The 21,321-nt window shown below is 45.2% G+C and carries 22 protein-coding genes; all 22 read right to left on the reverse strand.

Going from position 1 to position 21,321, the window contains the following annotated elements; genetic code table 11:
- On the reverse strand, positions 1-983 hold a 983-nt coding region (ltrA, locus tag AC622_RS12965; protein ID WP_049672956.1), incomplete at its 3' end, for a group II intron reverse transcriptase/maturase.
- A gap of 701 nt (positions 984-1,684) precedes the next feature.
- On the reverse strand, positions 1,685-2,476 hold the full coding sequence (locus AC622_RS12970) for a ribonuclease HII (protein ID WP_156185710.1): 792 nt from the start codon (positions 2,474-2,476) through the stop codon (positions 1,685-1,687).
- A gap of 81 nt (positions 2,477-2,557) precedes the next feature.
- Positions 2,558-3,418, reverse strand: coding sequence for a ribosome biogenesis GTPase YlqF (gene ylqF / locus AC622_RS12975; protein WP_049671442.1), 861 nt, complete (start codon positions 3,416-3,418; stop codon positions 2,558-2,560).
- Between the two features lie 17 nt (positions 3,419-3,435).
- Positions 3,436-3,993, reverse strand: a complete 558-nt coding sequence (gene lepB, locus AC622_RS12980; RefSeq protein ID WP_049671443.1) for a signal peptidase I — start codon at positions 3,991-3,993, stop codon at positions 3,436-3,438.
- A gap of 140 nt (positions 3,994-4,133) precedes the next feature.
- Positions 4,134-4,478 carry a 50S ribosomal protein L19 gene (gene rplS, locus AC622_RS12985; protein ID WP_049671444.1) on the reverse strand — a complete coding sequence of 115 codons (345 nt, stop codon included), beginning with the start codon at positions 4,476-4,478 and terminating at the stop codon, positions 4,134-4,136.
- 136 nt (positions 4,479-4,614) lie between these two features.
- A complete protein-coding gene (gene trmD, locus AC622_RS12990) occupies positions 4,615-5,358 on the reverse strand; it encodes a tRNA (guanosine(37)-N1)-methyltransferase TrmD (protein WP_049671445.1) in 744 nt (247 codons plus the stop codon).
- Positions 5,358-5,876 (reverse strand): ribosome maturation factor RimM, encoded by a 519-nt coding sequence (gene rimM, locus AC622_RS12995; RefSeq protein WP_049671446.1) that lies wholly within the window; start codon positions 5,874-5,876, stop codon positions 5,358-5,360. Before rimM ends, trmD begins: the two co-directional genes overlap by 1 nt.
- Positions 5,877-5,893: 17 nt before the next feature.
- On the reverse strand, positions 5,894-6,280 hold the full coding sequence (locus AC622_RS13000; protein WP_049671447.1) for a YlqD family protein: 387 nt from the start codon (positions 6,278-6,280) through the stop codon (positions 5,894-5,896).
- 391 nt (positions 6,281-6,671) lie between these two features.
- Positions 6,672-6,902: a KH domain-containing protein gene (locus AC622_RS13005; RefSeq protein WP_049671448.1), complete on the reverse strand. Its 231-nt coding sequence runs from the start codon at positions 6,900-6,902 to the stop codon at positions 6,672-6,674.
- Positions 6,903-6,916: 14 nt separating this feature from the next.
- Positions 6,917-7,189 (reverse strand): 30S ribosomal protein S16, encoded by a 273-nt coding sequence (gene rpsP / locus AC622_RS13010; RefSeq protein ID WP_049671449.1) that lies wholly within the window; start codon positions 7,187-7,189, stop codon positions 6,917-6,919.
- A 94-nt stretch (positions 7,190-7,283) separates the two neighbouring features.
- Positions 7,284-8,630: a signal recognition particle protein gene (ffh, locus tag AC622_RS13015; RefSeq protein WP_049671450.1), complete on the reverse strand. Its 1,347-nt coding sequence runs from the start codon at positions 8,628-8,630 to the stop codon at positions 7,284-7,286.
- A gap of 11 nt (positions 8,631-8,641) precedes the next feature.
- Positions 8,642-8,980, reverse strand: coding sequence for a putative DNA-binding protein (locus tag AC622_RS13020; protein WP_049671451.1), 339 nt, complete (start codon positions 8,978-8,980; stop codon positions 8,642-8,644).
- 191 nt (positions 8,981-9,171) lie between these two features.
- Positions 9,172-10,161: a signal recognition particle-docking protein FtsY gene (ftsY, locus tag AC622_RS13025; protein WP_049671452.1), complete on the reverse strand. Its 990-nt coding sequence runs from the start codon at positions 10,159-10,161 to the stop codon at positions 9,172-9,174.
- Positions 10,162-10,174: 13 nt separating this feature from the next.
- Positions 10,175-13,744 carry a chromosome segregation protein SMC gene (gene smc, locus AC622_RS13030; RefSeq protein WP_049672957.1) on the reverse strand — a complete coding sequence of 1,190 codons (3,570 nt, stop codon included), beginning with the start codon at positions 13,742-13,744 and terminating at the stop codon, positions 10,175-10,177.
- 40 nt (positions 13,745-13,784) lie between these two features.
- Entirely contained in the window at positions 13,785-14,513 is a 729-nt protein-coding gene (gene rnc / locus AC622_RS13035) for a ribonuclease III (protein ID WP_049671453.1), read from the reverse strand.
- Positions 14,514-14,701: 188 nt separating this feature from the next.
- Positions 14,702-14,935: an acyl carrier protein gene (locus AC622_RS13040; RefSeq protein ID WP_049671454.1), complete on the reverse strand. Its 234-nt coding sequence runs from the start codon at positions 14,933-14,935 to the stop codon at positions 14,702-14,704.
- Between the two features lie 67 nt (positions 14,936-15,002).
- Positions 15,003-15,752, reverse strand: a complete 750-nt coding sequence (fabG, locus tag AC622_RS13045) for a 3-oxoacyl-[acyl-carrier-protein] reductase (RefSeq protein ID WP_049671455.1) — start codon at positions 15,750-15,752, stop codon at positions 15,003-15,005.
- The gene (gene fabD, locus AC622_RS13050) at positions 15,745-16,698 is read right to left on the reverse strand and encodes an ACP S-malonyltransferase (RefSeq protein ID WP_049671456.1); all 954 of its coding nucleotides are present in this window, start codon (positions 16,696-16,698) and stop codon (positions 15,745-15,747) included. The genes fabG and fabD overlap by 8 nt, the downstream gene beginning before the upstream one ends.
- 11 nt (positions 16,699-16,709) lie before the next feature.
- Entirely contained in the window at positions 16,710-17,693 is a 984-nt protein-coding gene (gene plsX / locus AC622_RS13055; RefSeq protein WP_049671457.1) for a phosphate acyltransferase PlsX, read from the reverse strand.
- 3 nt (positions 17,694-17,696) lie between these two features.
- Positions 17,697-18,275, reverse strand: a complete 579-nt coding sequence (gene fapR, locus AC622_RS13060; protein WP_049671458.1) for a transcription factor FapR — start codon at positions 18,273-18,275, stop codon at positions 17,697-17,699.
- Positions 18,276-18,381: 106 nt separating this feature from the next.
- Positions 18,382-20,430 carry an ATP-dependent DNA helicase RecG gene (gene recG, locus AC622_RS13065; protein ID WP_049671459.1) on the reverse strand — a complete coding sequence of 683 codons (2,049 nt, stop codon included), beginning with the start codon at positions 20,428-20,430 and terminating at the stop codon, positions 18,382-18,384.
- Positions 20,427-21,311, reverse strand: a complete 885-nt coding sequence (sdaAA, locus tag AC622_RS13070; protein WP_049671460.1) for an L-serine ammonia-lyase, iron-sulfur-dependent, subunit alpha — start codon at positions 21,309-21,311, stop codon at positions 20,427-20,429. Before sdaAA ends, recG begins: the two co-directional genes overlap by 4 nt.
- Between the last annotated feature and the right edge of the window lie 10 nt (positions 21,312-21,321).

A 21,321-nucleotide genomic window follows, 5' to 3' on the forward strand; every position in this document is an offset into this window, starting at 1 on the left:
GCTAACGCGAAGTATCCACACCATCCGGTTAGATACTGGTTCAGTTTCTGAATCCGGTATTCCATTGGGTAAGGCATCTTCCTGGAAGTGATTTTCCGGACCTTCTCCTTCATTCGCTGGATGCTCGCTTTTGCGATGCGAATTTTTGGCTCTTTCGTCGATGCGAAAGTAAACCCCAGAAACTTACGTTTCCAAGGTCGGCCTACCGCTGACTTCTTCTCATTCACTTTCAATCGGAGCTTCCCCTCAATGAGTCGTTGAATGCTGGCCAAGGTTCGTTCACCTGCACGCTTGGATTTCACGTAGATATTGCAATCATCCGCATAGCGTACGAATCGATGTTCCCGGCTTTCTAATTCTTTATCCAATTCATCTAGGACAATATTTGAAAGTAAGGGGCTTAGGGGACCTCCCTGAGGAGTTCCTTTCTCCATACTGGTAACCACTCCATTGATCATCACTCCAGCTTGTAAATACCGGCGAATTAGTTTCAATAGAGGTTTCTCATCGATTCTCTTTGCCAACGTGCTCATTAGTCGGTCATGATTGACCTTGTCAAAGAACTTCTCCAAGTCCATGTCTACTACCCATCTGTATCCTTCTTGGATGTAGCCCTTCGCCTTCCGTACAGCGTCATGGGCACTCCGGTTTGGTCGGAAGCCATAACTATGTTCGGAGAACATGGGGTCGTATATCTTCGATACCACTTGGGCTATCGCCTGTTGAATCAAACGGTCTGTCACGGTAGGGATTCCCAGTAGCCGGAAGCCGCCATCAGGTTTCGGGATTTCGACTCTTCGGACTGGCATCGGTTCGTAGGTTCCCTCCAGAATAGCTTCTCTGATGGAAGACCAATTTTCGACTAAGTGCTGACGTAGGTTTTGTACGGGCATCTTATCTACTCCATGACTTCCTTTATTCTTTTCGACTCGCTTTAATGCGAGAAGCATATTCTCCCGTGACAGGATTTGATTCAAAAGCATCTCGTTTCTTCCTTCCGTGAATAGCTTATCTTCTTATGCCAGCCGTCACTCCATCCTCCGGGAAGTCCCCTGCGGGATTCACCGCATCCTTCTTCTCGTGAGGTCTCTTACGTTTTCTATGGTCATCATGACAGACTGAATGCCAAGGGCTATTCTCTCTTGATTGTTCGGTCCTTCCGAATCGTTCTAGACCGATTCGTACTATGACCTCAGCTGACTTCTGATGGTTCAGCTGCCTATCACTAGACAGGTTATGAAGGGTACTTCACATCTCCATCAGACCTCCCCGGGTAAGGGCGCACGCTTTCTCTCCATGTCCCCACTGCATTTACTCTCTATCACCTTCGGCAGTAAGAGCTTTGTTTTGTTTAGCAAACTCACTCAATGACAGCTAGCCTTGTATGCAGTTCGTGTTCCTTGGGGCGGAGATTTGCCTCCAACTTCCTTCAGATTCCGCGTCACCACGGACACCCTTGTCTTTGGCTAACCCCTACTACTGCCTTCGAGGCTCGGGACTTTCACCCTAAAGCTTACACCCATGCCGGGCACACTAAAAAAAGCAGATAGGTCCTGAAGGCACCTATCTGCCATTATCCGTCATTCTTGTTTTCCATATAAATACACAGGAAAACTCACCTAATCCATTTCAAGCACACATATCAAAATACGAAAATCGATTGTGCATTCCAGCTGAGCCGCCATTACTTCGATTGCTGAAAGCCGCTCCCGTTTAAATGCTTAAGGGGGGCAAACGTCATTCGGTGCCAATCAGTCGGGCCATATTGATTGATAGCCTCTAAATGGCTTTTTGTTCCGTATCCCATATGTTTCTCAAACCCATATTGGGGATGACGAGCACCATACTCAATCATCATTCGGTCACGTGTTTCTTTTGCGATAACCGATGCAGCTGCAATAGAGGCCGATTTGGCATCTCCTTTTATTAAAGAAAGCTGACCTATTGGGATTTGAACCTCCATCGCATCAATCAAGCAATAATCCGGGGCTAACGGCAAATGTCTAATGGCCTCAAGCATTGCTTTCCTTGCTGCTTCATATATATTAATTTGATCAATTTCATGACTATTAATAATGCCGACTGATACTGCGGCAGCATGCTCATGGATAAAGTCAAAGTATTCGGTTCTCTGCAAAGCAGATAGCTGCTTGGAATCATTTAAGCCAGGTAAATAGAAATCCTCCGGCAGGATAACCGCAGCAGCTACTACCGGTCCCGCTAAAGGCCCTCTGCCCGCCTCATCCACGCCGGCAATGAATTGGTATCCCTCACTCCTTAAATCCCTCTCATAGGCACAGATTGACTCGAAATGCTCCCTTTGCATCTGTTCCTTGTCTATTGCCTTCTCTAGGCTTTTAAGAGCCAGCTGAACCCCTTTACGGCCGTCCTTTCTGCACTCAGCTACAAACGGGTCCTCTAGGTCTCTAATTCCGTTCAGCCTTCCCTTTATTTCTGCAATCGTCAACTTAGTCAGCATAACCCTGTTCCTTTCAACTTGTCTATCAGCATAAATAAAGACCCCGTTTAATAAGGGGTCTCTTCATTTCTTTATTTATTATACATCATCTGAATCATTTGGTCGTTCAAAAGTAAGTCTTCCGAATTTTTCTGTACGAATATCGCGAATGATTAGTTCTGCAGTCTTATCATAATCCACCAATCCACGGCCAGCCAGGCAGCCTCTCTTAGCGCCAATTTGGTCAAAGGCCTGAACGACTTCTTCCGGAATCTCATCTAAATCATAGCGTTCCTTCAGGCGGTTCGGATATTCCTCTTCAAGGAAATGGAGTCCATAGATAGCAATATCATGCAAGTTCAGGATGGTATCCTTGATGGCGCCTGTCACAGCAAGCTTGTACCCAACCTCTTGGTCCTCAAACTTCGGCCAAAGAATCCCCGGGGTATCAAGAAGCTCAAGCTCCTTGCCGACCTTAATCCATTGCTGGGCCTTCGTCACCCCTGGCATATTGCCGGTCTTGGCGATATTCTTTCCGGCAAGACGATTAATAAGGGTTGATTTCCCAACGTTCGGGATACCGACAATCATCGCACGAATAGCACGGGGCTTAATACCGCGTGATTTCATTTTATCGATTTTTTCCTTTAGTACTTCCTGCGCCCCTGACATGATGCTCTTTAAGCCTGTCCCTTGGTGGGCATTGACCGCAACGGCCTTAATTCCTTTTTCTGCGAAATAAGCCAGCCACTCATTCGTTTTTTGCTGGTCTGCCATATCTGCTTTGTTCAATATAACTAAGCGCGGCTTATGCTGAATGATTTCATCAATCATCGGATTCCTTGAAGATTGAGGAAGTCTAGCATCCACCAATTCAAAGATAATATCCACTAGCTTTAATTTCTCTGTTACTTCACGCCGGGCTTTTGCCATATGCCCGGGAAACCATTGTATAGTCATACTTTCACCTTCAACTCTTATTCCACTAAACCAAAGTCATCCATCGGCCAGTATACAAGGCTTGTCTTGCCGAGTATTTCACTGGTTTTCACCGTTCCGATATGACGGCTGTCTTTCGAATAGCGTCTATTATCACCCATGACGAACACTTCGCCTTCAGGCACCGTTGCCTCTCCAGTAATCTCTTCAAGCGTAAACGGTTCTGTAAGCGGTCCGTCAATTACCTGTTCCTTATATTCATCCAAATAAGGCTCTTTATACGCCTTGCCGTTTATGTAAAGCGTATCATCCTTATACTCTATTGTGTCACCCGGCAGGCCGATTACCCGTTTAATATAATCCTTTTCTTCGGTCGCATGAAAGACGACAATATCAAAACGTTCCGGATCACCGATTTTGTAGGCAATCTTATTCACGACCATGCGATCCTGATCCTTTAATGTCGGCATCATTGATAATCCGTCAACTAGGATGGGGGCAAAAAAGAAGTACCGAATAATCGCCGCAAGCAAAACAGCAATCACCAATGCCTTAACCCATTCAAAAATTTCATTTTTTTCCTTACGCTTAGCCATGTCAACACCCCGTATCATCTATCTGTCTATACGTTTAAATATAAACCAATACAACCAAAAAGCAATCAATATCTCCATGATGTGAAAAAGGAGCTTGTGTTAGCACAAGCTCCTTGTATCCACTCACGTTCATCACGTAATTATCGGATTTCTTTGATACGCGCTGCTTTACCGCGTAGGTTACGCAAGTAGTAAAGCTTCGCACGGCGTACTTTACCGCGGCGGATAACTTCCAATTTAGCGATGCGTGGTGTGTGCAATGGGAATGCACGCTCAACACCAACACCGTAGGAAATTTTGCGGACTGTGAAAGTTTCACTGATTCCGCCTCCACGACGCTTGATTACTACGCCTTCGTATACCTGAATACGTTCACGAGTTCCCTCAACTACCTTCACGTGTACACGTACTGTATCACCAGGACGGAAAGAAGGAAGGTCAGTTTTAAGTTGTTCCTTCGTGATTTCTTCGATTAATTTATGCATCGTATTCAACTCCTTCCAAGCAATGCTCTTGCCAACCCTGATTGATGAATGACAGCGGAACATTGTTATAAAGAGAAAAGGCTTTACACCTTAACTCACAGGCTCTATCTTACCATATAAAACAGAAGTTTTGCAACTACCTATTTTCTTTTTTTATCTCTTCCAGCCATTTTTCTTCCGCTGGGGATAGCTCATAGCTCTCCAGCAGATCGGGACGGCGTTCATAGGTTCTTCTTAGAGACTCCTTCTGCCGCCATTCATCAATATACTTATGATTGCCGGACAAAAGTACATCTGGCACCTTCATCCCTCTAAAATCAGCTGGTCTTGTATAATGAGGATGTTCCAAAAGGCCTGAGCTGTATGAATCAAGGACAGGAGAGTCCTCATTGCCGAGCACGCCAGGCAATAAGCGGACGACGCTGTCAATGATCACCATCGCGCCAAGTTCTCCGCCTGTCAGGACAAAATCACCGATGGAGATTTCGTCCGTTACGGCAAATTCCCTGATTCTCTCATCATATCCCTCATAATGACCGCACACAAAGACCAGCTGTTCCTCTTTCGCAAGCTCCTCAGCTTTCTTTTGAGTATAGCGTTCCCCCTGAGGGCAGAGCAAAATTACACGCGGCTTCTTCCCTTCTGCCGACGGGGCAGCGATTTGCTCAAGCGCATCAAAGATTGGCTGCGGCTTCAAGACCATGCCTGCTCCCCCGCCATAAGGATAGTCATCAACCGATTGATGCTTATTATCAGAGAATTCCCTGAAGTTATGGGTATGATATTCTGCCGCCTGCTTCTCAGCCGCCTTCTTGAGGATTGAGGAACCAAAAACACCCTCAAACATTTCCGGGAATAATGTCAATACATCTATTCTCATCAATCCAGCAACCCTTCCATTGGCTCAATGATGATAGACTTGGCATCCACATTGATTTCCTTTACGACATCATCAATATAAGGAATAAGGAGCTCCTTGCCGGATTTCGCCTTCACAACCCACACATCATTTGCTCCAGGCGAGAGAATTTCCTTAATTACTCCAAGCTCTTCTCCATCAGCTGTTGAAACTGTGCAGCCAATGATTTCATGGTAATAGTATTCTCCTTCATCCAATGCACCCAATTGTTCATCCGATACTTTCAGAACACCTTCTTTATATCCTTCTACCTTCTCAATCGTTTCATGGCCAACAAACGTCAGCAAATAAAAATTCTTATGCTGGCGAGAGGAAGCAACAACAACCTCAATCGGCTCTGTTGCATTCTTCTTAAAGATATAAAGAGTGCTGCCCTTTTGATAGCGTTCCTCTGGAAAATCAGTAGAAGATACAACACGCACCTCTCCCCGGATTCCATGAGTATTCACGATCTTTCCAACCTTGTACCATTTTTGCATATTCTTTATGTTCACCTCTATTTAAATTCGTCGACAACTCCATCTTTCACGATGATGGTCTTAGTTTGCACAATTTCTTCCCAATTCTGTCCGATTTCTACATCCACGATTGCTTGGACCTCCCGCTCCTTTAATTCACTCCCATACGGAAGGATATCTAGCTGCTGAATTTGAAAATCAAGAAGCTTGATTTTCTCTTTCCTGACGTCAATTTCCTTCTCGAAGTGAGTCTTCAGGCTTACAGGCTGAAATTTCTTGGTCTTTTCTAGTTTTTTCAGTTCAAAACGAAGCTGGTCGCATTCTTTCTTCAGGATTGCTTTTTTCGAGTTGAATTGGTCTAGGAGCTCAAGCTTACTTTTCTCAGTCAGTATTTGCTTTACAATGACATTTTGCAAAATTTTCACATTTACCCACCTCTTTCGTCTTGCCGTATCATAGGTTCATTAACATCCGGGCTCTGTTTAGACAATGTTGGTGTTGATACAGATGCTACATTGAAATTGATCATGGACATCCATTCAAAAAATTATGTGGTTCTTTTTTCAGACATGATACTATGTATACTTTTTTCCTCTTTACCAATCATTATGAAGCAAAATCCCTTTGAACGGAAACTTTTTTCTCCTGATAGGGCAGCTTTTTTGTCAGTCTTTAGATAAACCTAAGGCTCCTGCACTTCTTTCATCCCGTTTCCTGCAGCAGGTCGCCTATAATGATTTCGCATTCCTCTATCAGGCTCTATAGGACCAGTGAATATAAGAAAAAGGAGGGAATGATTCCCTCCTTTTTATCGCTTCAATCGCTTATTTCCAAATAGACTTTTTTGTCACTCTTGGATGCAGCAGTATATACTACCGTCCGAATAGCTTTCGCTACCCGCCCCTGTTTGCCAATAACCTTTCCCATATCTTGCTGATTAACAGAAAGCGTATAGATAATTTTCTTGGCTTGCTCATCCATTGATACGGTCACGTCATCCGGATGATCGACGAGAGGCTTTACGATTGTTTTAATAAGCTCTATCATAACGGACCTTTATATTACTTACCTTGTTTAGCGTTGTGGAATTTCTCCATGATGCCTTCTTTAGACAACAAGTTACGAACTGTGTCAGAAGGTTTAGCACCATTTTGAAGCCATTTCAAAGTTAGTTCCTCGTCGATTTTCACTTCAGCTGGGTTAGCAACTGGGTTGTAAGTTCCAACTGTTTCGATGAAACGACCGTCACGAGGGGAACGAGAATCTGCTACTACAATACGATAGAAAGGAGACTTTTTAGCTCCCATACGTTTTAAACGAATTTTTACTGCCATTGTTTTATTGCACCTCCGAATAGTATCACACAAGTAAGTATATTACCAAATCCATATACCCTTGTAAAGTCTTTTTTCTTAACACACAACTTTTTTACATAAATGGCAACTTAAAGCCGCCTTTTTTCTTGCCTTTTTGCTGCATTCCAGCCATCTGCTTCATCATTTTCTTCATTTCCTCAAATTGCTTGAGCAGCCTGTTGACCTCTTGAATCGGTCTTCCGCTTCCTCTCGCAATCCGTTTGCGCCTGCTGGCATTGATGATCTCAGGCTGGTCTTTCTCTTTTTGTGTCATTGATTGAATGATTGCCTCAACATGGGCAATTTGCTTATCATCAATGGAAAGATTATTCATGCCCTTGATTTTGTTTGCACCTGGGAGCATCTTCAAGATATCATCCAACGGTCCCATTTTCTTAACCTGGCTCAACTGTTCAAGGAAATCATCTAATGTAAATGTCGCTGTACGCATTTTCTGTTCGAGTTCACGCGCTTTTGCTTCATCCACATCTGTTTGGGCCTTCTCAATGAGGGTAAGTACATCTCCCATGCCGAGAATTCGTGATGCCATGCGTTCTGGATGGAATGGCTCAAGCGCATCCATCTTTTCTCCCATACCAACGAATTTAATCGGCTTCTCCGCCACAGAGCGAATGGAAAGGGCTGCCCCTCCTCGTGTATCCCCGTCAAGCTTCGTTAAGATAACACCGGTAATATCCAGCTGATCATTAAAGCTTTTTGCCACATTGACCGCATCCTGCCCTGTCATCGCATCGACAACAAGGAAGATCTCATCCGGCTTCACGGCTTCTTTAATATCCGCCAGTTCTCCCATCAAATTCTCGTCAACATGCAAGCGTCCAGCCGTATCGACCAAGACGTAGTCGCAATGCTCTTCTTTCGCTTTTGCGACACCCTGCTTGGCAATTTCGACCGGGCTGACCTGGTCTCCCAATGAAAAGACAGGGAAACTCAGCTGCTTCCCAAGAGTTTCTAGCTGCTTAATTGCCGCCGGGCGATAAATATCCGCAGCGACAAGCATCGGCTTGCGATTATATTTCTTCCGAAGCAGATTAGCAAGCTTACCGGTAGTTGTTGTCTTTCCGGCACCTTGCAAACCAACCATTAAGATAACGGTCGGCGGTCGGTTGGATACAGCAATCTTGCTCTGCTCTCCACCCATTAATTCCGTCAATTCTTCCTTGACGACCTTGATAACCTGCTGACCTGGAGTCAAGCTCTTTAATACCTCTTGACCGATGGCCCTTTCATTGACACGCTTGATAAAATCCTTTACAACCTTAAAGTTAACATCAGCCTCAAGAAGTGCGAGCTTAACCTCACGCATCATTTCTTTTACATCAGCTTCTGTAACCTTTCCTTTGCCGCGGATCTTTTGAAGTGTGCCTTGCAGTCGGTCGGCTAAACCTTCAAATGCCATTCTGCCGCCTCCTAATCTAACTTTTCAAGAGATGCTATTATCTCAATCAGTTGTTGTTGAACATGTTTATCAGATAATCCATCCGCTAAATTGCCTAACTTATTGAGTAAAAGGCTGCGTTCCTGCGCTTTTTGAAAGAGCAGCAGCTTTGCCTCATATTCTTCAAGCATCGCTTCTGTTCGTTTAATATTATCATAAACGGCCTGGCGGCTCACCTCATATTCATCAGCAATCTCGCCAAGAGAATAATCGTCCAGATAATAAAGAGACATGTAACTTTTCTGCTTTGGTGTCAGCAATGATTGATAAAAGTCATATAGGTAGTTCATACGCATTGTTTTTTCGAGCATTACTGACCCTCCAACTGTGTTAAGTGAAATACCTTTACAAAAATTTATTCTAAAGGGAAAATCAAAGAATGTCAAGGACCCATCCTTAACAAAATAGCTGATTCATTAGGCTTTCTCCATCCCGCTCCACGGCCACATGCAAAAAAAACCAGGAACCTCTCTAAAAGAATTCCTGGTCTGCCATTATATGCTTATTCTTCAGCTTTATCAACTAAGTCAGCAAATAAGCCGTATACAAATTGTTCAGCATCAAACTCCTGCAAATCATCCATCTGCTCGCCAAGCCCTACGAACTTAACAGGAATTCCAAGCTCATGACGAATGGCGATAACAATCCCGCCTTTAGCTGTTCCGTCAAGCTTCGTCAATACGATGCCGCTTACGTCAGTCGCTTCCTTGAAGGTTTTTGTCTGCATAAGAGCGTTTTGTCCTGTTGTCGCATCAAGTACTAGCAGGACCTCATGAGGGGCGCCGGGAATCTCGCGTTCAATTACCTTTTTCACCTTCTCAAGCTCTTTCATCAAGTTGACCTTATTCTGAAGGCGGCCGGCTGTATCGCAAAGCAGGATATCCGCTTTTCTTGATTTAGCGGCTTGTACGGCATCATACATCACGGCAGCCGGGTCAGAGCCGGCTCCTTGCTTAATGACCTCTACGCCAACACGCTCTCCCCAAACCTCAAGCTGTTCAATTGCTCCCGCACGGAATGTATCTCCAGCAGCCAAGAGAACCTTCTTTCCTTCAGCCTTATATTTATGGGCAAGCTTGCCGATTGTCGTCGTTTTCCCAACCCCGTTCACGCCGACAAAGAGCACAACTGTCAAGGCATCCTCCTGGATATTCATCTCAGCTGAGCTTTCCTCACCAGATTCATAGATTTCAACGAGCTTTTCAGAGATAACGCTTTGTACTTCTTTTGTTTCTTTAATATTGCGTCGCTTCACTTCAAATTTCAGTTTATCAATGAGCTCCATGACTGTTTCCACACCGATATCGGCTTGGATCATGACATCTTCAAGCTCTTCAAAGAAGTCCTCATCTACTTCTCGATATCTGGCAACTAAATCATTGACCTTCTCAGAAAAGGAATTACGGGTCTTAGCCAAGCCTTGTTTAAACTTATCCGTTGTGGATGTCGTTTGCACGCTGAACTTATCTTTTAACTTCTTAAAAAAACTCATCGGTCTACCACCTTTATTTTGATTCAACCAATTCTCTCGTTTCCTCCAGCTTCACCGAAACAAGCCTTGATACGCCTGATTCCTGCATGGTTACGCCATAAAGGACGTCCGCTTCCTCCATCGTTCCCTTACGATGGGTGATGACGATAAATTGGGTTTCTTTACTGAACTTCTTCAAATACTGGCTGAAGCGATACACATTGGCTTCATCAAGCGCTGCTTCGACCTCATCAAGAATACAGAATGGAACAGGCCGCACACGCAAAATGGCAAATAGCAGGGCTATCGCTGTCAAAGCACGTTCTCCCCCAGATAGCAGGCTTAAGTTTTGAAGCTTCTTGCCTGGCGGCTGTGCAATAATATCGACACCTGTATTTAGAAGGTCTGCCGGGTCTGTCAATTTCAGCTCCGCTCTTCCCCCTCCAAATAATGACGGGAAGACGAAATTGAATTCCTTCTTAATGGCATTAAAGGTAATTTCAAAACGGCGCTTCATTTCCTCATCCATCTCATCGATTACGTCAAAGAGGGTATCCTTCGCTTCCTGGAGATCATCCTTTTGTGTAACAAGGAATTCATAGCGTTCGGACACACGCTCATACTCATCAATCGCCCCAAGATTAACCGTTCCTAGTTCTTCGATGGCAAGACGGATTAGTTTCACCTTCCGTTTTGCTTCCTCAGCTTCAATGGTCAGCGGATACTTTTCTTTCGCCGCTTCAAAGGTGAGCATATACTCTTCCCTTAGAAGGTCAAGACGCGTGTCCATCTCGACATCAAGACGGTTCAGCTTGATTTCCTCATCACGCAGCGTCTCTGATAATCCCTTATATTGACGATTCCACTCCTTCAATAGATAATCCGTTTCTTCAATTTTATTGGCGAGCTCCTGCCGTTTCCCTTGAAGTTCTGCAATATCTTGAACGGTTTCTTCCTTCACCTTCAGTTTCTCAGCTGCCATTTCAACAAGATTGTTCTCACCTGTTGAACTGGAGGTCATTTCCCCATTTAACAGAGCCAAGTCTTCTTCGGCTTCTTTTACAGTCTGCTTCAGCGCTTCTATTTCATCCGTCAAACGGATTACTTCATTCTGCTGATGCTGAAGCTGCTCTGATTTGGATGCGAGGCGTACCTTAAGCTCATTCACCTCTTCGCTCAGCTCATCCTTATTTGATTGGTCGGTCTTTTTCTGCTCAGTAAACAGATTAATATCACGGTCAATCTCCATGATGGCTTGCTCAAGACGGCTCAGTTCCTGTTCGAGTTCATGAATGCGGCCTTCTCGGTACGACTGTTCCTCATCTAAGGTAGACTTCTCCATATCATAGATGGTTAAGCGTTCATTCACGTTACGCTGCTCGCTTTGCCATTCACGAATTTGTCCCTTGATGACCTCCTCATTGACACGGAGGGTTTCCCCAGCCTCACGAAGACGGTTCAACTGCTTCTCTGAGGCCGCTACATCGTTTTTCAAGGCTTTTACATGTGCTTCAAGCTTGCTTGTTTGCTCTTCCATCTGGCCAAGCTTTTCTATGAGCTCTTCGATTTCTCCTTTTCTGGAGAGAATGGACGAGCCTGACTGTCTGCTCGCACCGCCTGTCATGGCACCGCCCGGACTGACGACATCCCCTTCAAGCGTCACAAGCCTGTATCGGTAGCCTGCCATTTTGGCAATCTCATTGGCTCCGACAAGGTCCTTTACAATGACGACATTACCAAGCAGGCTCATCATAATGTCCTTATAGCGGGAATCATAGTGGATAAGCTCCGCACCTACGCCAATAAATGCCGGGTGGGACGAAATAGCCTGGATGGTCTGCGCCGGTATATACTTGCCTTTAATGGTGGATAGCGGCAGGAAGGTAGCTCTTCCAAGCCTATTTTTCTTTAAGAAGCTGATTGCCTTACGTGCATGGCTCTCTTCTTCCATGACAATGTTTTGCAAAGCCCCGCCGAGTGCGGTTTCAATGGCAAGCGCATAATCCTTTGGCACTTGAATGAGTTCAGCCACGGCACCATGGACGCCCGGCAGCTGTTTATCCTTTGCCTTCAGGATTTCTTTGACTCCTTGGAAAAAGCCCGAGTAATCCTCTTCCATCTCTTCTAGCATTTCTTTTCTCGACTTTGCTTTTTGCAAGTATTGATAAGCTTGATAAAGCGTCTTCTCCTGCTTTTCATATTGACGCTTCAGGTTATCATGTGAGCGTTCCGTTTCCCGGTAACGATGGACTTGATTGGTCAAATCCTGCTGGACAGCTTTCAATCTAGCTTCTGCCTCATTCAAACGGGAGGTCACGCTTTCTCTTGCCTGTAAAAGCTTTTCATTATCCTGGTCGAGCTTTTCGTGTTTATTCGTTTGCTGCTCAACCTGCTGCTTCAAATACACCAGTTCATGCTTGGCTGCTGCCTGCTTATTCAAATATTCAATATAGTCGCTTTTCAGGGCATCAATCTTAGCCTCAAGATCACCGGCAAAATTTCTTAAAATGCCTTGCTTCTGATTAAGCTCTCTTTTTGCTGCTTCTGTTTCTTGCTTCAAGCAGGATAGAGCGTTAGATTTCTCCTCTTTACTCTGAATGAGAAGACTAATTTTCTCTTTAGAAGCGGAAAGTGTCCTCTCAAGCTGACTTTTATTCTGGCTCGCATTTTTCATGCGTTCCTTTAGAACTTGCTTTCTTCCTTCTACCTTCTCAAGCTCTTCACTGACATGCAAAAGGGCAGACTGTAGTTCTTGCAGTCTCGTATCAAGGGAAGCCAGCTTCTCTCGATTCCTCTCAACCTCCTGCTCTTTAGCCGAAATGCGTGAGCTGAAGTCAGCTTCATTGGCTTGATGACCTTCTAGCTGCTCTTTTAGGCTTGTCCACTTTCTATGAAGGTCTTCCACTTCATACACAAGCAGAGCCGCCTCGAATTCTTCAAGCTCCTCTTTCTTTTGAAGGTAATCGCGTGCAATGGAGGCCTGTATCTTTAATGGCTCCACCTGTCCTTCAAGCTCATGAAGGATATCCTGAACTCGGTTGAGATTTGCCCTAGTTTCCTCAAGCTTGGCCTCAGCCTTTTTCTTTCGTGTTTTATATTTCAGGACACCTGCGGCCTCTTCAAAGATGGTTCTTCTCTCCTCAGGCTTTGAGCTTAATATTTCTTCCACTTTCCCTTGGCTTATGATAGAGAATGCCTCTTTGCCAAGACCGGAATCCATGAAAAGATCAATAATATCCTTCAGCCGGCATGGCTGATTATTAATATAAAAGTCACTGTCACCGGAACGGGTTACCCTTCTTGTGACACTAACTTCATGAAAATCGATGGGAAGAAACTTGCTTTCATTATTTAAGGTTAGTGTAACTTCTGCAAAGTTCAGCGGCTTCCTGGAATCACTGCCGGCAAAAATAATATCCTCCATCTTCGCTCCTCGTAGCGATTTGGCTGATTGCTCGCCAAGAACCCAGCGAATAGAATCGGTGATATTGCTTTTCCCGCTTCCATTCGGACCCACTACAGCTGTCACACCAGAAACAAACTCTATTGAAATGCGTTCTGCAAACGACTTGAATCCTATTACATCTAATCGTTTCAAGAACAATTGATTATCTACTGTCATGGTATCCAACTGCCTTTTTTCCTCAGGATTTGCTGCTTTTACGCAAATGAATCAACGCTTGCTGAGCAGCATGCTGTTCTGCTTCTTTTTTTGATTTGCCTTTTCCCGTACCGAAATCCGTCCCATTGAGCGAAACCTTCGCCACGAATTCCCGGTTATGCGCAGGACCCTTTTCTTGCAGGATACGGTATTCTAATATACCCACTCCATCTTTTTGAACCAACTCCTGCAATTGGCTCTTATAATCCATCACATGAGAAAAAGCACCGTCATGAATCTTCGGATATACCCATTGTTTCAGAAACTCAATAACCGCTTCTAACCCTTGGTCAAGGTAGAGTGCACCGATGAATGCCTCAAAAACATCCGCAAGCAGTGCCGGCCGTTCCCGTCCGCCAGTCATTTCCTCGCCCTTACCGAGCAGGATCAGCGGACCAAAAGAAAGCTCTGTCGCAAACTTTACCAATGAAGGTTCACAAACAATAGCCGCTCTTAATTTCGTCAATTCCCCTTCACTCATCGTCCGGAAGTTTTTGTACAGGAATTGAGATACCGTTAATTCTAGTACGGCATCACCCAAAAATTCAAGCCGTTCATTGTCTTCATATGGTTTACGACGATGCTCATTCACATAGGATGAATGCGTAAATGCTTGTTTCAGCAAGGAGATATCGGAAAATGTGAAACCGATTCTTTCCTGAAACACTTTAAAGTGATTGTCTGAATATGTTTTTTTTCTGTTTTTATGCATAGTGTCCCCCCGCTTAAATCCTTCTAAAAAAAGATTCCCACATTAAGTATATATAAATCCATACGTTTGGAAAAGGTACAAATTAGAATTTACTATATTCAAAAAGGATATACAAAGCCATCCACGAAAACTCATGCGGATTATCATACGAAAAGCCCCGCTATACTACGGGGCTTAAAGGGTGCTGATTAGCTTTGGCTTTTTATGTAGTTCACCGCGTCGCCAACAGTTGAAATTTTTTCAGCATCATCATCAGAGATTTCCATGCCGAATTCATCTTCAAGTTCCATCACCAATTCCACTACATCTAGTGAATCAGCGCCTAAATCATCTTTAAATGAAGCTTCAAGTGTTACTTCAGATTCTTCAACGCCAAGGCGGTCTACGATTATTTTCGTTACTCTTTCTAATACTTCAGCCACAACTTCACCTCCCTTCAAGTTGTCCAATCTATTGTACATGTGTTAACAAGTATATTCAATCCTTCAATTACTGCATGACCATCCCGCCATCAACATTCAGCGTCTGCCCTGTCATATAGGAAGCATCATCTGAAGCTAGGAAACCAACAAGCTTGGCCACATCCTCCGGTGCCCCGAACCTTCCAAGCGGGATTTGCCCGAGCATGTCTCCTGCAACACCTTCTGGAAGTGCTCCTGTCATATCCGTTTCTATGAACCCAGGTGCTACGGCATTGACGGTAATCCCTCTTGGAGCGAGTTCACGAGCCGTTGTTTTGGTCAGACCAATCACGCCAGCTTTGGCAGCAACATAGTTTGCCTGTCCGGCATTTCCTGCAAGTCCAACGACTGATGCGATATTGATAATCCTGCCGCTCCTCTGTTTCATCATCTGCCTTGTGACAGCTTTCGTACTCAAGAAAACTCCTTTTAGGTTCGTATTAATTACAGCATCCCAATCTTCTTCCTTCATGCGCATGAGCAGCGTGTCCCTTGTGATTCCAGCATTATTGACCAATATGTCAAGACGGCCGAACGTCTGGATGGTTTCTTGAACCATCTCAGTAACTCTTTTCGAATCAGCCACATCCCCTTGAATGGCTATGGCCTTCCCTCCAAGGCTCTCGATTTCCTTCACAACCTCTGCCGCTCGGTCGGCACTCCCCGCATAATTAACGGCCACATCAGCCCCTTGACGTGCGAGTTCAAGTGCAATAGCTTTTCCGATCCCTCTAGATGCACCTGTGACAAGCGCGGCTTTTCCGGATAAATTACTCATTCGCCTTTCCCCCCTTCAATTGTGCAATCACGTGATCACACGTCTCTAAATCCTTAATGGAGTATGTACGAGCCTTCCGGTTAATCTTCTTGATCAAGCCGGATAAGACGGTACCAGGTCCAAATTCCACAAAGGTATCTACACCTTCTCCAATCATGTATTCAACGGATTGCTGCCATTTGACCGGCGAATAGAGCTGATGAACTAGACTTGCTTTTATTTCCTCTGCGACAGCAGGCTTCGCTGTATAATTAGCCACAACCGGTGAGTCAGGCTCTGTCATTTGAATGCCTGAAAGAGCTTCTTCCAGCATTCTTGCCGCCGGCTTCATGAGCGAAGAGTGAAACGGTCCGCTGACAACAAGCGGCATGGACCGTTTGGCTCCTCTTTCCTTGGCGAGCTCTGAGGCAAGCCTTACTCCTTCAGCAGTACCGGATATGACAATTTGTCCCGGGCTGTTTATATTGGCGAGCTGAACTGGATGTCCGCCTTCAGTAACGGAGCCGACGACATCTGCAAGCATATTCTCGTCCGCTCCGAGGATGGCGCTCATTGCACCCTCCCCCTTCGGAACGGCTTCTTCCATATACAAACCTCGGCGGCGGACGAGTTTAACCGCATCCTCAAACGACATGGCTCCCATTGCCGTATAAGCCGTATATTCACCAAGGCTGTGTCCTGCAGCATAATCAGGTTTCATGCCCCCTCTTTCCAGAAAGGTCTGATAAAGCGCCATGCTCGTTGTTAATAAAGCAGGCTGGGCATTTTGCGTCAAAGTCAGTGTCTCCTTCTCCCCATTAAAGATCAGGTTTGTGAACCCCGGTTCTAAGCATTCATCCGCCTTATCAAATAAGGCCTTTGCTGAACGTACCTGTTCATACACATCCTGTCCCATACCAATAACCTGTGAACCCTGGCCCGGAAAAACAAAAGCAAGTTTTGTCATCATATCCTCCTTTATGCTTGGTTAATAGTCTCGTGAATCGTTTCAGTCACGCGGTGCTCCACCATAATTCTCGCTTGACGGATAGCATTATAGAAGGCATTGGCATCTGATGATCCGTGTGCTTTGATAACAGGCGCCTTCAGGCCGAACAACCCTGCTCCGCCATATTCGGAGTAGTCCATTTGATTCTTCAGTTCCTTCAATGCAGGTTTGAGGACAGCTGCAGCAAGCTTACTCTTTAAATCTGCTGTCATAGCTTCCTTCATCATCTTGAAGAGTGCCCCTGCTGTTCCCTCGGTTGTTTTCAACACCATATTTCCGGTGAATCCATCCGTTACGACAACATCAGCTGCACCATTTAATAATTCACGCGCCTCTACATTCCCGATGAAATTGAAATCAGCCTCTTTCAACAAAGCAAACGCTGCCTTCGTTAATTCATTGCCCTTCTTGTCTTCTGTACCGATATTTAATAATCCTACTCGCGGCTTTTCAATATTGCGTACTTTTTCTGCATAGACTGAACCCATTAATCCGTATTGATAGAGGTGCTCCGGCTTAGCATCCGCATTAGCTCCGACATCAAGAAGGACAAAGCCTTTCCCGTCAACAGTCGGCAATGTCGGGCTCAAGGCCGGACGATCGATTCCATCAATGCGCCCAACAACAAATAATCCAGCTGCCATCAGGGCTCCTGTGTTGCCCGCAGAAATACAGGCATCTGCCTTTTTGTCTTTTACGGCTTGCGCTGCAAGAACCATTGAGGCATTCTTCTTTCTTCTTACGGCTCTTACCGGCTCATCATCTCCGGTTATGACCTCTTCAGTATGTATAATCGTTATCCGTTCTGTGACGGTTTGATATTTCTTGATTTCAGCTTCATTGCCGATCAGCAAAATTTCTAAATCCGGGAACGCTTGTATAGCCTTTTCTGCTCCCTTAACCGATTCCTTCGGTCCGTGATCTCCACCCATAGCATCCAATGCAATAATCATGTTCTATTCATCCTTTTTTGTCATAGTAGCTCGATACATATTAAACTCGCCTTTAAAGACGAGGGTTGTTCCAACATAGCTTCGGACCGCAACCTGCGATCTCCCCTTTTCTTTATCCACATCCATTACACGTGCCTTTGCAATAACGCGGTCTCCTTCATGAACCGGCTGAGTGAACTGAATATTTGCCTTTGCCGTCAATGCCAATTCATCATTTGTGACAGCGACTGCAAGGGAATTAGCCTGTGCGAATAGATGATGCCCCCGTGCGATGCCATTTCGTTTAAAGACATGCTCTGAGCGGATATCCAACAAAGAGATGGCACTGTGGTCCATTTCAATATCAATAATCTCGCCGATGATTTCTTCAACCGGCAATGATTTAATGTCATCAGTCATTTTCTTTTCCGCCATTGTTTTTATTCTCTCCCTAAGTTCAGGAATTGATAATTCAAGGCGGTCTAATCGAATGGTCTGGATACTGACCTCAAGCTTGTCAGCCAATTCCTCATCTGTAATAAAAGGATTTGTCTCAATCATTTCTGTCAGCAAGACTTGGCGGTCTTTTTTATTACGTCTCAAGATGATTCACCTTCCGATTTATTTATGACTAGGTACTAATAGTAGTATATAATCTAAAAAAACAGATTGCAAGAGTTACCTGAAAACTCCGGCGCAATCTGTTTAGTCAATCTAGTTTTTCTCCCTCGAGAATACCTGATGCATTCAAGTATTCTCTTAAATAGATATATTCGTCCGACTCCCAGAACTCCGTGGAATTGACTAATTCATCTGCATCCTTGCGCGCTGTCTCCAATGCCCTGTAATCATGAACCATATCAGCCATCTTAAATTCAGGAAGGCCGCTTTGCTTGCTTCCAAAGAAATCACCAGGACCCCTTAGTTCAAGATCCTTCTCACTCAACACGAATCCATCTGCCGTCTCACACATGGCATTCAGCCGTTCCACACCTACTTCTGTTTTCGGGTCTGCAATCAAAACACAATAGGATTGTTCAGCTCCGCGCCCGACCCGTCCTCTCAGCTGATGCAGCTGTGATAATCCAAATCGTTCGGCATCATAAATGACCATTACACTTGCATTCGGCACATTCACACCAACTTCAACGACTGTAGTAGAGACAAGGATTTGAATCTCATTCTTTCCAAATCCCCGCATCACCTCATCCTTCTCATCAGCCGGCAGCTTGCCATGCATGAGTCCGACTGTATATTTCGGCGTGAAATATTGAGTCATGGCTGCATGGACATCAAGTACATTTTGAAGATCAAGCTTTTCCGATTCCTCAATCAGCGGGCAAATGACATACGCCTGCCTTCCTTTAGCTAATTCCTTCTCCATGAATTGAAGAATCCGCCCTAGCATGGAATGCTTTGCCCAATACGTTTCAATCGTTTTCCTTCCAGAAGGGAGCTGATCGATAATGGATACATCCATCTCTCCAAAGGCTGTGATAGCAAGCGTGCGGGGAATTGGAGTGGCTGTCATAAATAAGACATCCGGACTTTCGCCCTTGTCACGGAGGATTCGGCGCTGGCTTACACCAAACCGATGCTGCTCATCCGTAATGACCAATCCCAAATCCTTGAAGTTTACATCCTTTTGAATTAACGCATGAGTCCCTATCAAAATATCAATCTCACCCTGTGCCAGCAGGTCCATCATTTCCTTGCGGCGTTTCCCCTTCACACTTGATGTGAGCAAAGCAACCTCGACTCCAAATGGTGTCAGCAAATCATACAGCGAGTTTGCATGCTGCTCCGCTAGGATCTCTGTCGGTACCATTAAGGCACCCTGGCTGCCTGCCGTAACGGCCGCATATAGGAGAATGGCTGCGACAACCGTTTTACCTGAGCCAACGTCTCCTTGAAGGAGACGATTCATGCGGTAGGGAGACCTTATATCAGCAAGAATTTCATTCACGACCTTCTTCTGAGCATCAGTCAGCTCAAATGGCAAGGAGGCAATAAAATCCTTGACCTTCTCATTATTGAAGGCATGCACCTTCCCATTTGAGCTTTCGCGGTTCACCTTTCTAAGCGCCTGCATTTTCAGCTGGAATAACAAGAACTCCTCATAGACAAAACGGCGATGTGCCTGCTTCACTTCCATGCTGTCTTTTGGGAAATGCAAATACCTCATTGCCACACTTCGCGGCGGAAGCTTATATTCCGTCAAATAACGCTCCGGCAAAATTTCTGGGATATCTGCATAATAATCGGCATAGGCCTGTTTGATCCACTTGCGGAGCATTTTGACCGATAAATCGCCTCTCGTATGATAAACAGGCTCAAATTCATGGGTACGAGCAACTGCATTCAGCTTGTACTCCGACGCAGTCAGCGTCAGCCTGTTCTTATCCCATTTTCCAGTAACAGTAATGGATTCATTTAATACCAGCTTGTTCTTGATATAAGGCTGATTGAAGAAGATAACGGTTATGAGATGGCGGCCGGTCAGCAGCTTGAAGGTCAGCCTTGATTTTTTCCGGCCGAAATAAGATACATTCGGAGCTGATTGGATAATTCCCTCAATGGTAATTCGCTCATCATGAGCAGCTTCAACGATATCCTTGACGCGATAATCCTCATAACGGTATGGGAAATAGTTCAAAAGATCATCCACTGTATGAATTCCAATGGACTCTAAAAGCATCCTTGATTCATTCCCCACTCCTTTTACTTCTTCAACCGACAGCTGTGCTAACGGGTTCATTTCTTCTCCAGCGATATCCCGAATATTTTTGCTTCCAGCTCGCGTCCGGTTGGAGTAGCAGCCAAACCGCCCTGAGCAGTCTCTCTAAGTGCAACCGGCATCGTCTGACCAATTTTGTACATCGCGTCAATTACCTCATCACATGGAATTCTGCTCTTAATGCCGGCAAGGGCCATATCAGCTGCAACCATCGCATTGGCTGCTCCCATTGCGTTCCGTTTAACACAAGGTACCTCGACAAGACCTGCTACCGGATCACAAACAAGACCCAGCATGTTTTTCAGCGTGATTGCCATCGCCTCAGCACATTGGGATGGTGTACCTCCGGCAAGCTCCACAATTGCCGCAGCGGCCATACCAGAGGCAGAGCCTACTTCAGCCTGGCATCCGCCGGCAGCTCCTGAAATGGAGGCATTATTGGCTACGACAAATCCAAATGCTCCTGATGTGAAAAGAAATTCAATCATTTCCTGTCTCGTGGGGTTCAGCTTCTCTTTAACGGCAAATAAGGTACCTGGCACGACACCGGCAGACCCTGCTGTCGGGGTTGCACAAATTGTCCCCATCGCTGCATTTACCTCATTGGTCGCGACCGCCTTGCTGACTCCATCCAGCAATACTTCGCCGGAAAGGCTTTTCCCCTTCTTAATATATTCTTGAAGCAGCACCGCGTCCCCTCCGGTTAATCCTGAATGGGATTTAACTCCTTTAAGGCCTCTTTCGATGGCTTCTTCCATGACAGTGAGGTTGCGGTCCATAAATTGGATGACTTCCTCGCGCGATCTGCCTGTCACATCCATTTCCTGCTGAATCATCACTTCAGCTATTTTCACTTGTCTCGTTTCGGCTAATTCAACCAGCTCAGCTACATTGCGAAACATCCATTACCCT

This window comes from Bacillus sp. FJAT-27916 (genome assembly GCF_001183965.1).
Taxonomy (GTDB): Bacteria; Bacillota; Bacilli; order Bacillales; family Pradoshiaceae; genus Pradoshia.

Bases quoted from the DNA above. Each gene is read 5' to 3' on its own strand.
- ylqF (WP_049671442.1), bottom strand. From the start codon at position 3,418: ATGACTATACAATGGTTTCCCGGGCATATGGCAAAAGCCCGGCGTGAA.
- lepB (WP_049671443.1), bottom strand. From the start codon at position 3,993: ATGGCTAAGCGTAAGGAAAAAAATGAAATTTTTGAATGGGTTAAGGCA.
- rplS (WP_049671444.1), bottom strand. From the start codon at position 4,478: ATGCATAAATTAATCGAAGAAATCACGAAGGAACAACTTAAAACTGAC.
- trmD (WP_049671445.1), bottom strand. From the start codon at position 5,358: ATGAGAATAGATGTATTGACATTATTCCCGGAAATGTTTGAGGGTGTT.
- rimM (WP_049671446.1), bottom strand. From the start codon at position 5,876: ATGCAAAAATGGTACAAGGTTGGAAAGATCGTGAATACTCATGGAATC.
- AC622_RS13005 (WP_049671448.1), bottom strand. From the start codon at position 6,902: ATGATAGAGCTTATTAAAACAATCGTAAAGCCTCTCGTCGATCATCCG.
- rpsP (WP_049671449.1), bottom strand. From the start codon at position 7,189: ATGGCAGTAAAAATTCGTTTAAAACGTATGGGAGCTAAAAAGTCTCCT.
- ffh (WP_049671450.1), bottom strand. From the start codon at position 8,630: ATGGCATTTGAAGGTTTAGCCGACCGACTGCAAGGCACACTTCAAAAG.
- AC622_RS13020 (WP_049671451.1), bottom strand. From the start codon at position 8,980: ATGCTCGAAAAAACAATGCGTATGAACTACCTATATGACTTTTATCAA.
- ftsY (WP_049671452.1), bottom strand. From the start codon at position 10,161: ATGAGTTTTTTTAAGAAGTTAAAAGATAAGTTCAGCGTGCAAACGACA.
- rnc (WP_049671453.1), bottom strand. From the start codon at position 14,513: ATGCATAAAAACAGAAAAAAAACATATTCAGACAATCACTTTAAAGTG.
- fabG (WP_049671455.1), bottom strand. From the start codon at position 15,752: ATGAGTAATTTATCCGGAAAAGCCGCGCTTGTCACAGGTGCATCTAGA.
- fabD (WP_049671456.1), bottom strand. From the start codon at position 16,698: ATGACAAAACTTGCTTTTGTTTTTCCGGGCCAGGGTTCACAGGTTATT.
- plsX (WP_049671457.1), bottom strand. From the start codon at position 17,693: ATGATTATTGCATTGGATGCTATGGGTGGAGATCACGGACCGAAGGAA.
- recG (WP_049671459.1), bottom strand. From the start codon at position 20,430: ATGAACCCGTTAGCACAGCTGTCGGTTGAAGAAGTAAAAGGAGTGGGG.
- sdaAA (WP_049671460.1), bottom strand. From the start codon at position 21,311: ATGTTTCGCAATGTAGCTGAGCTGGTTGAATTAGCCGAAACGAGACAA.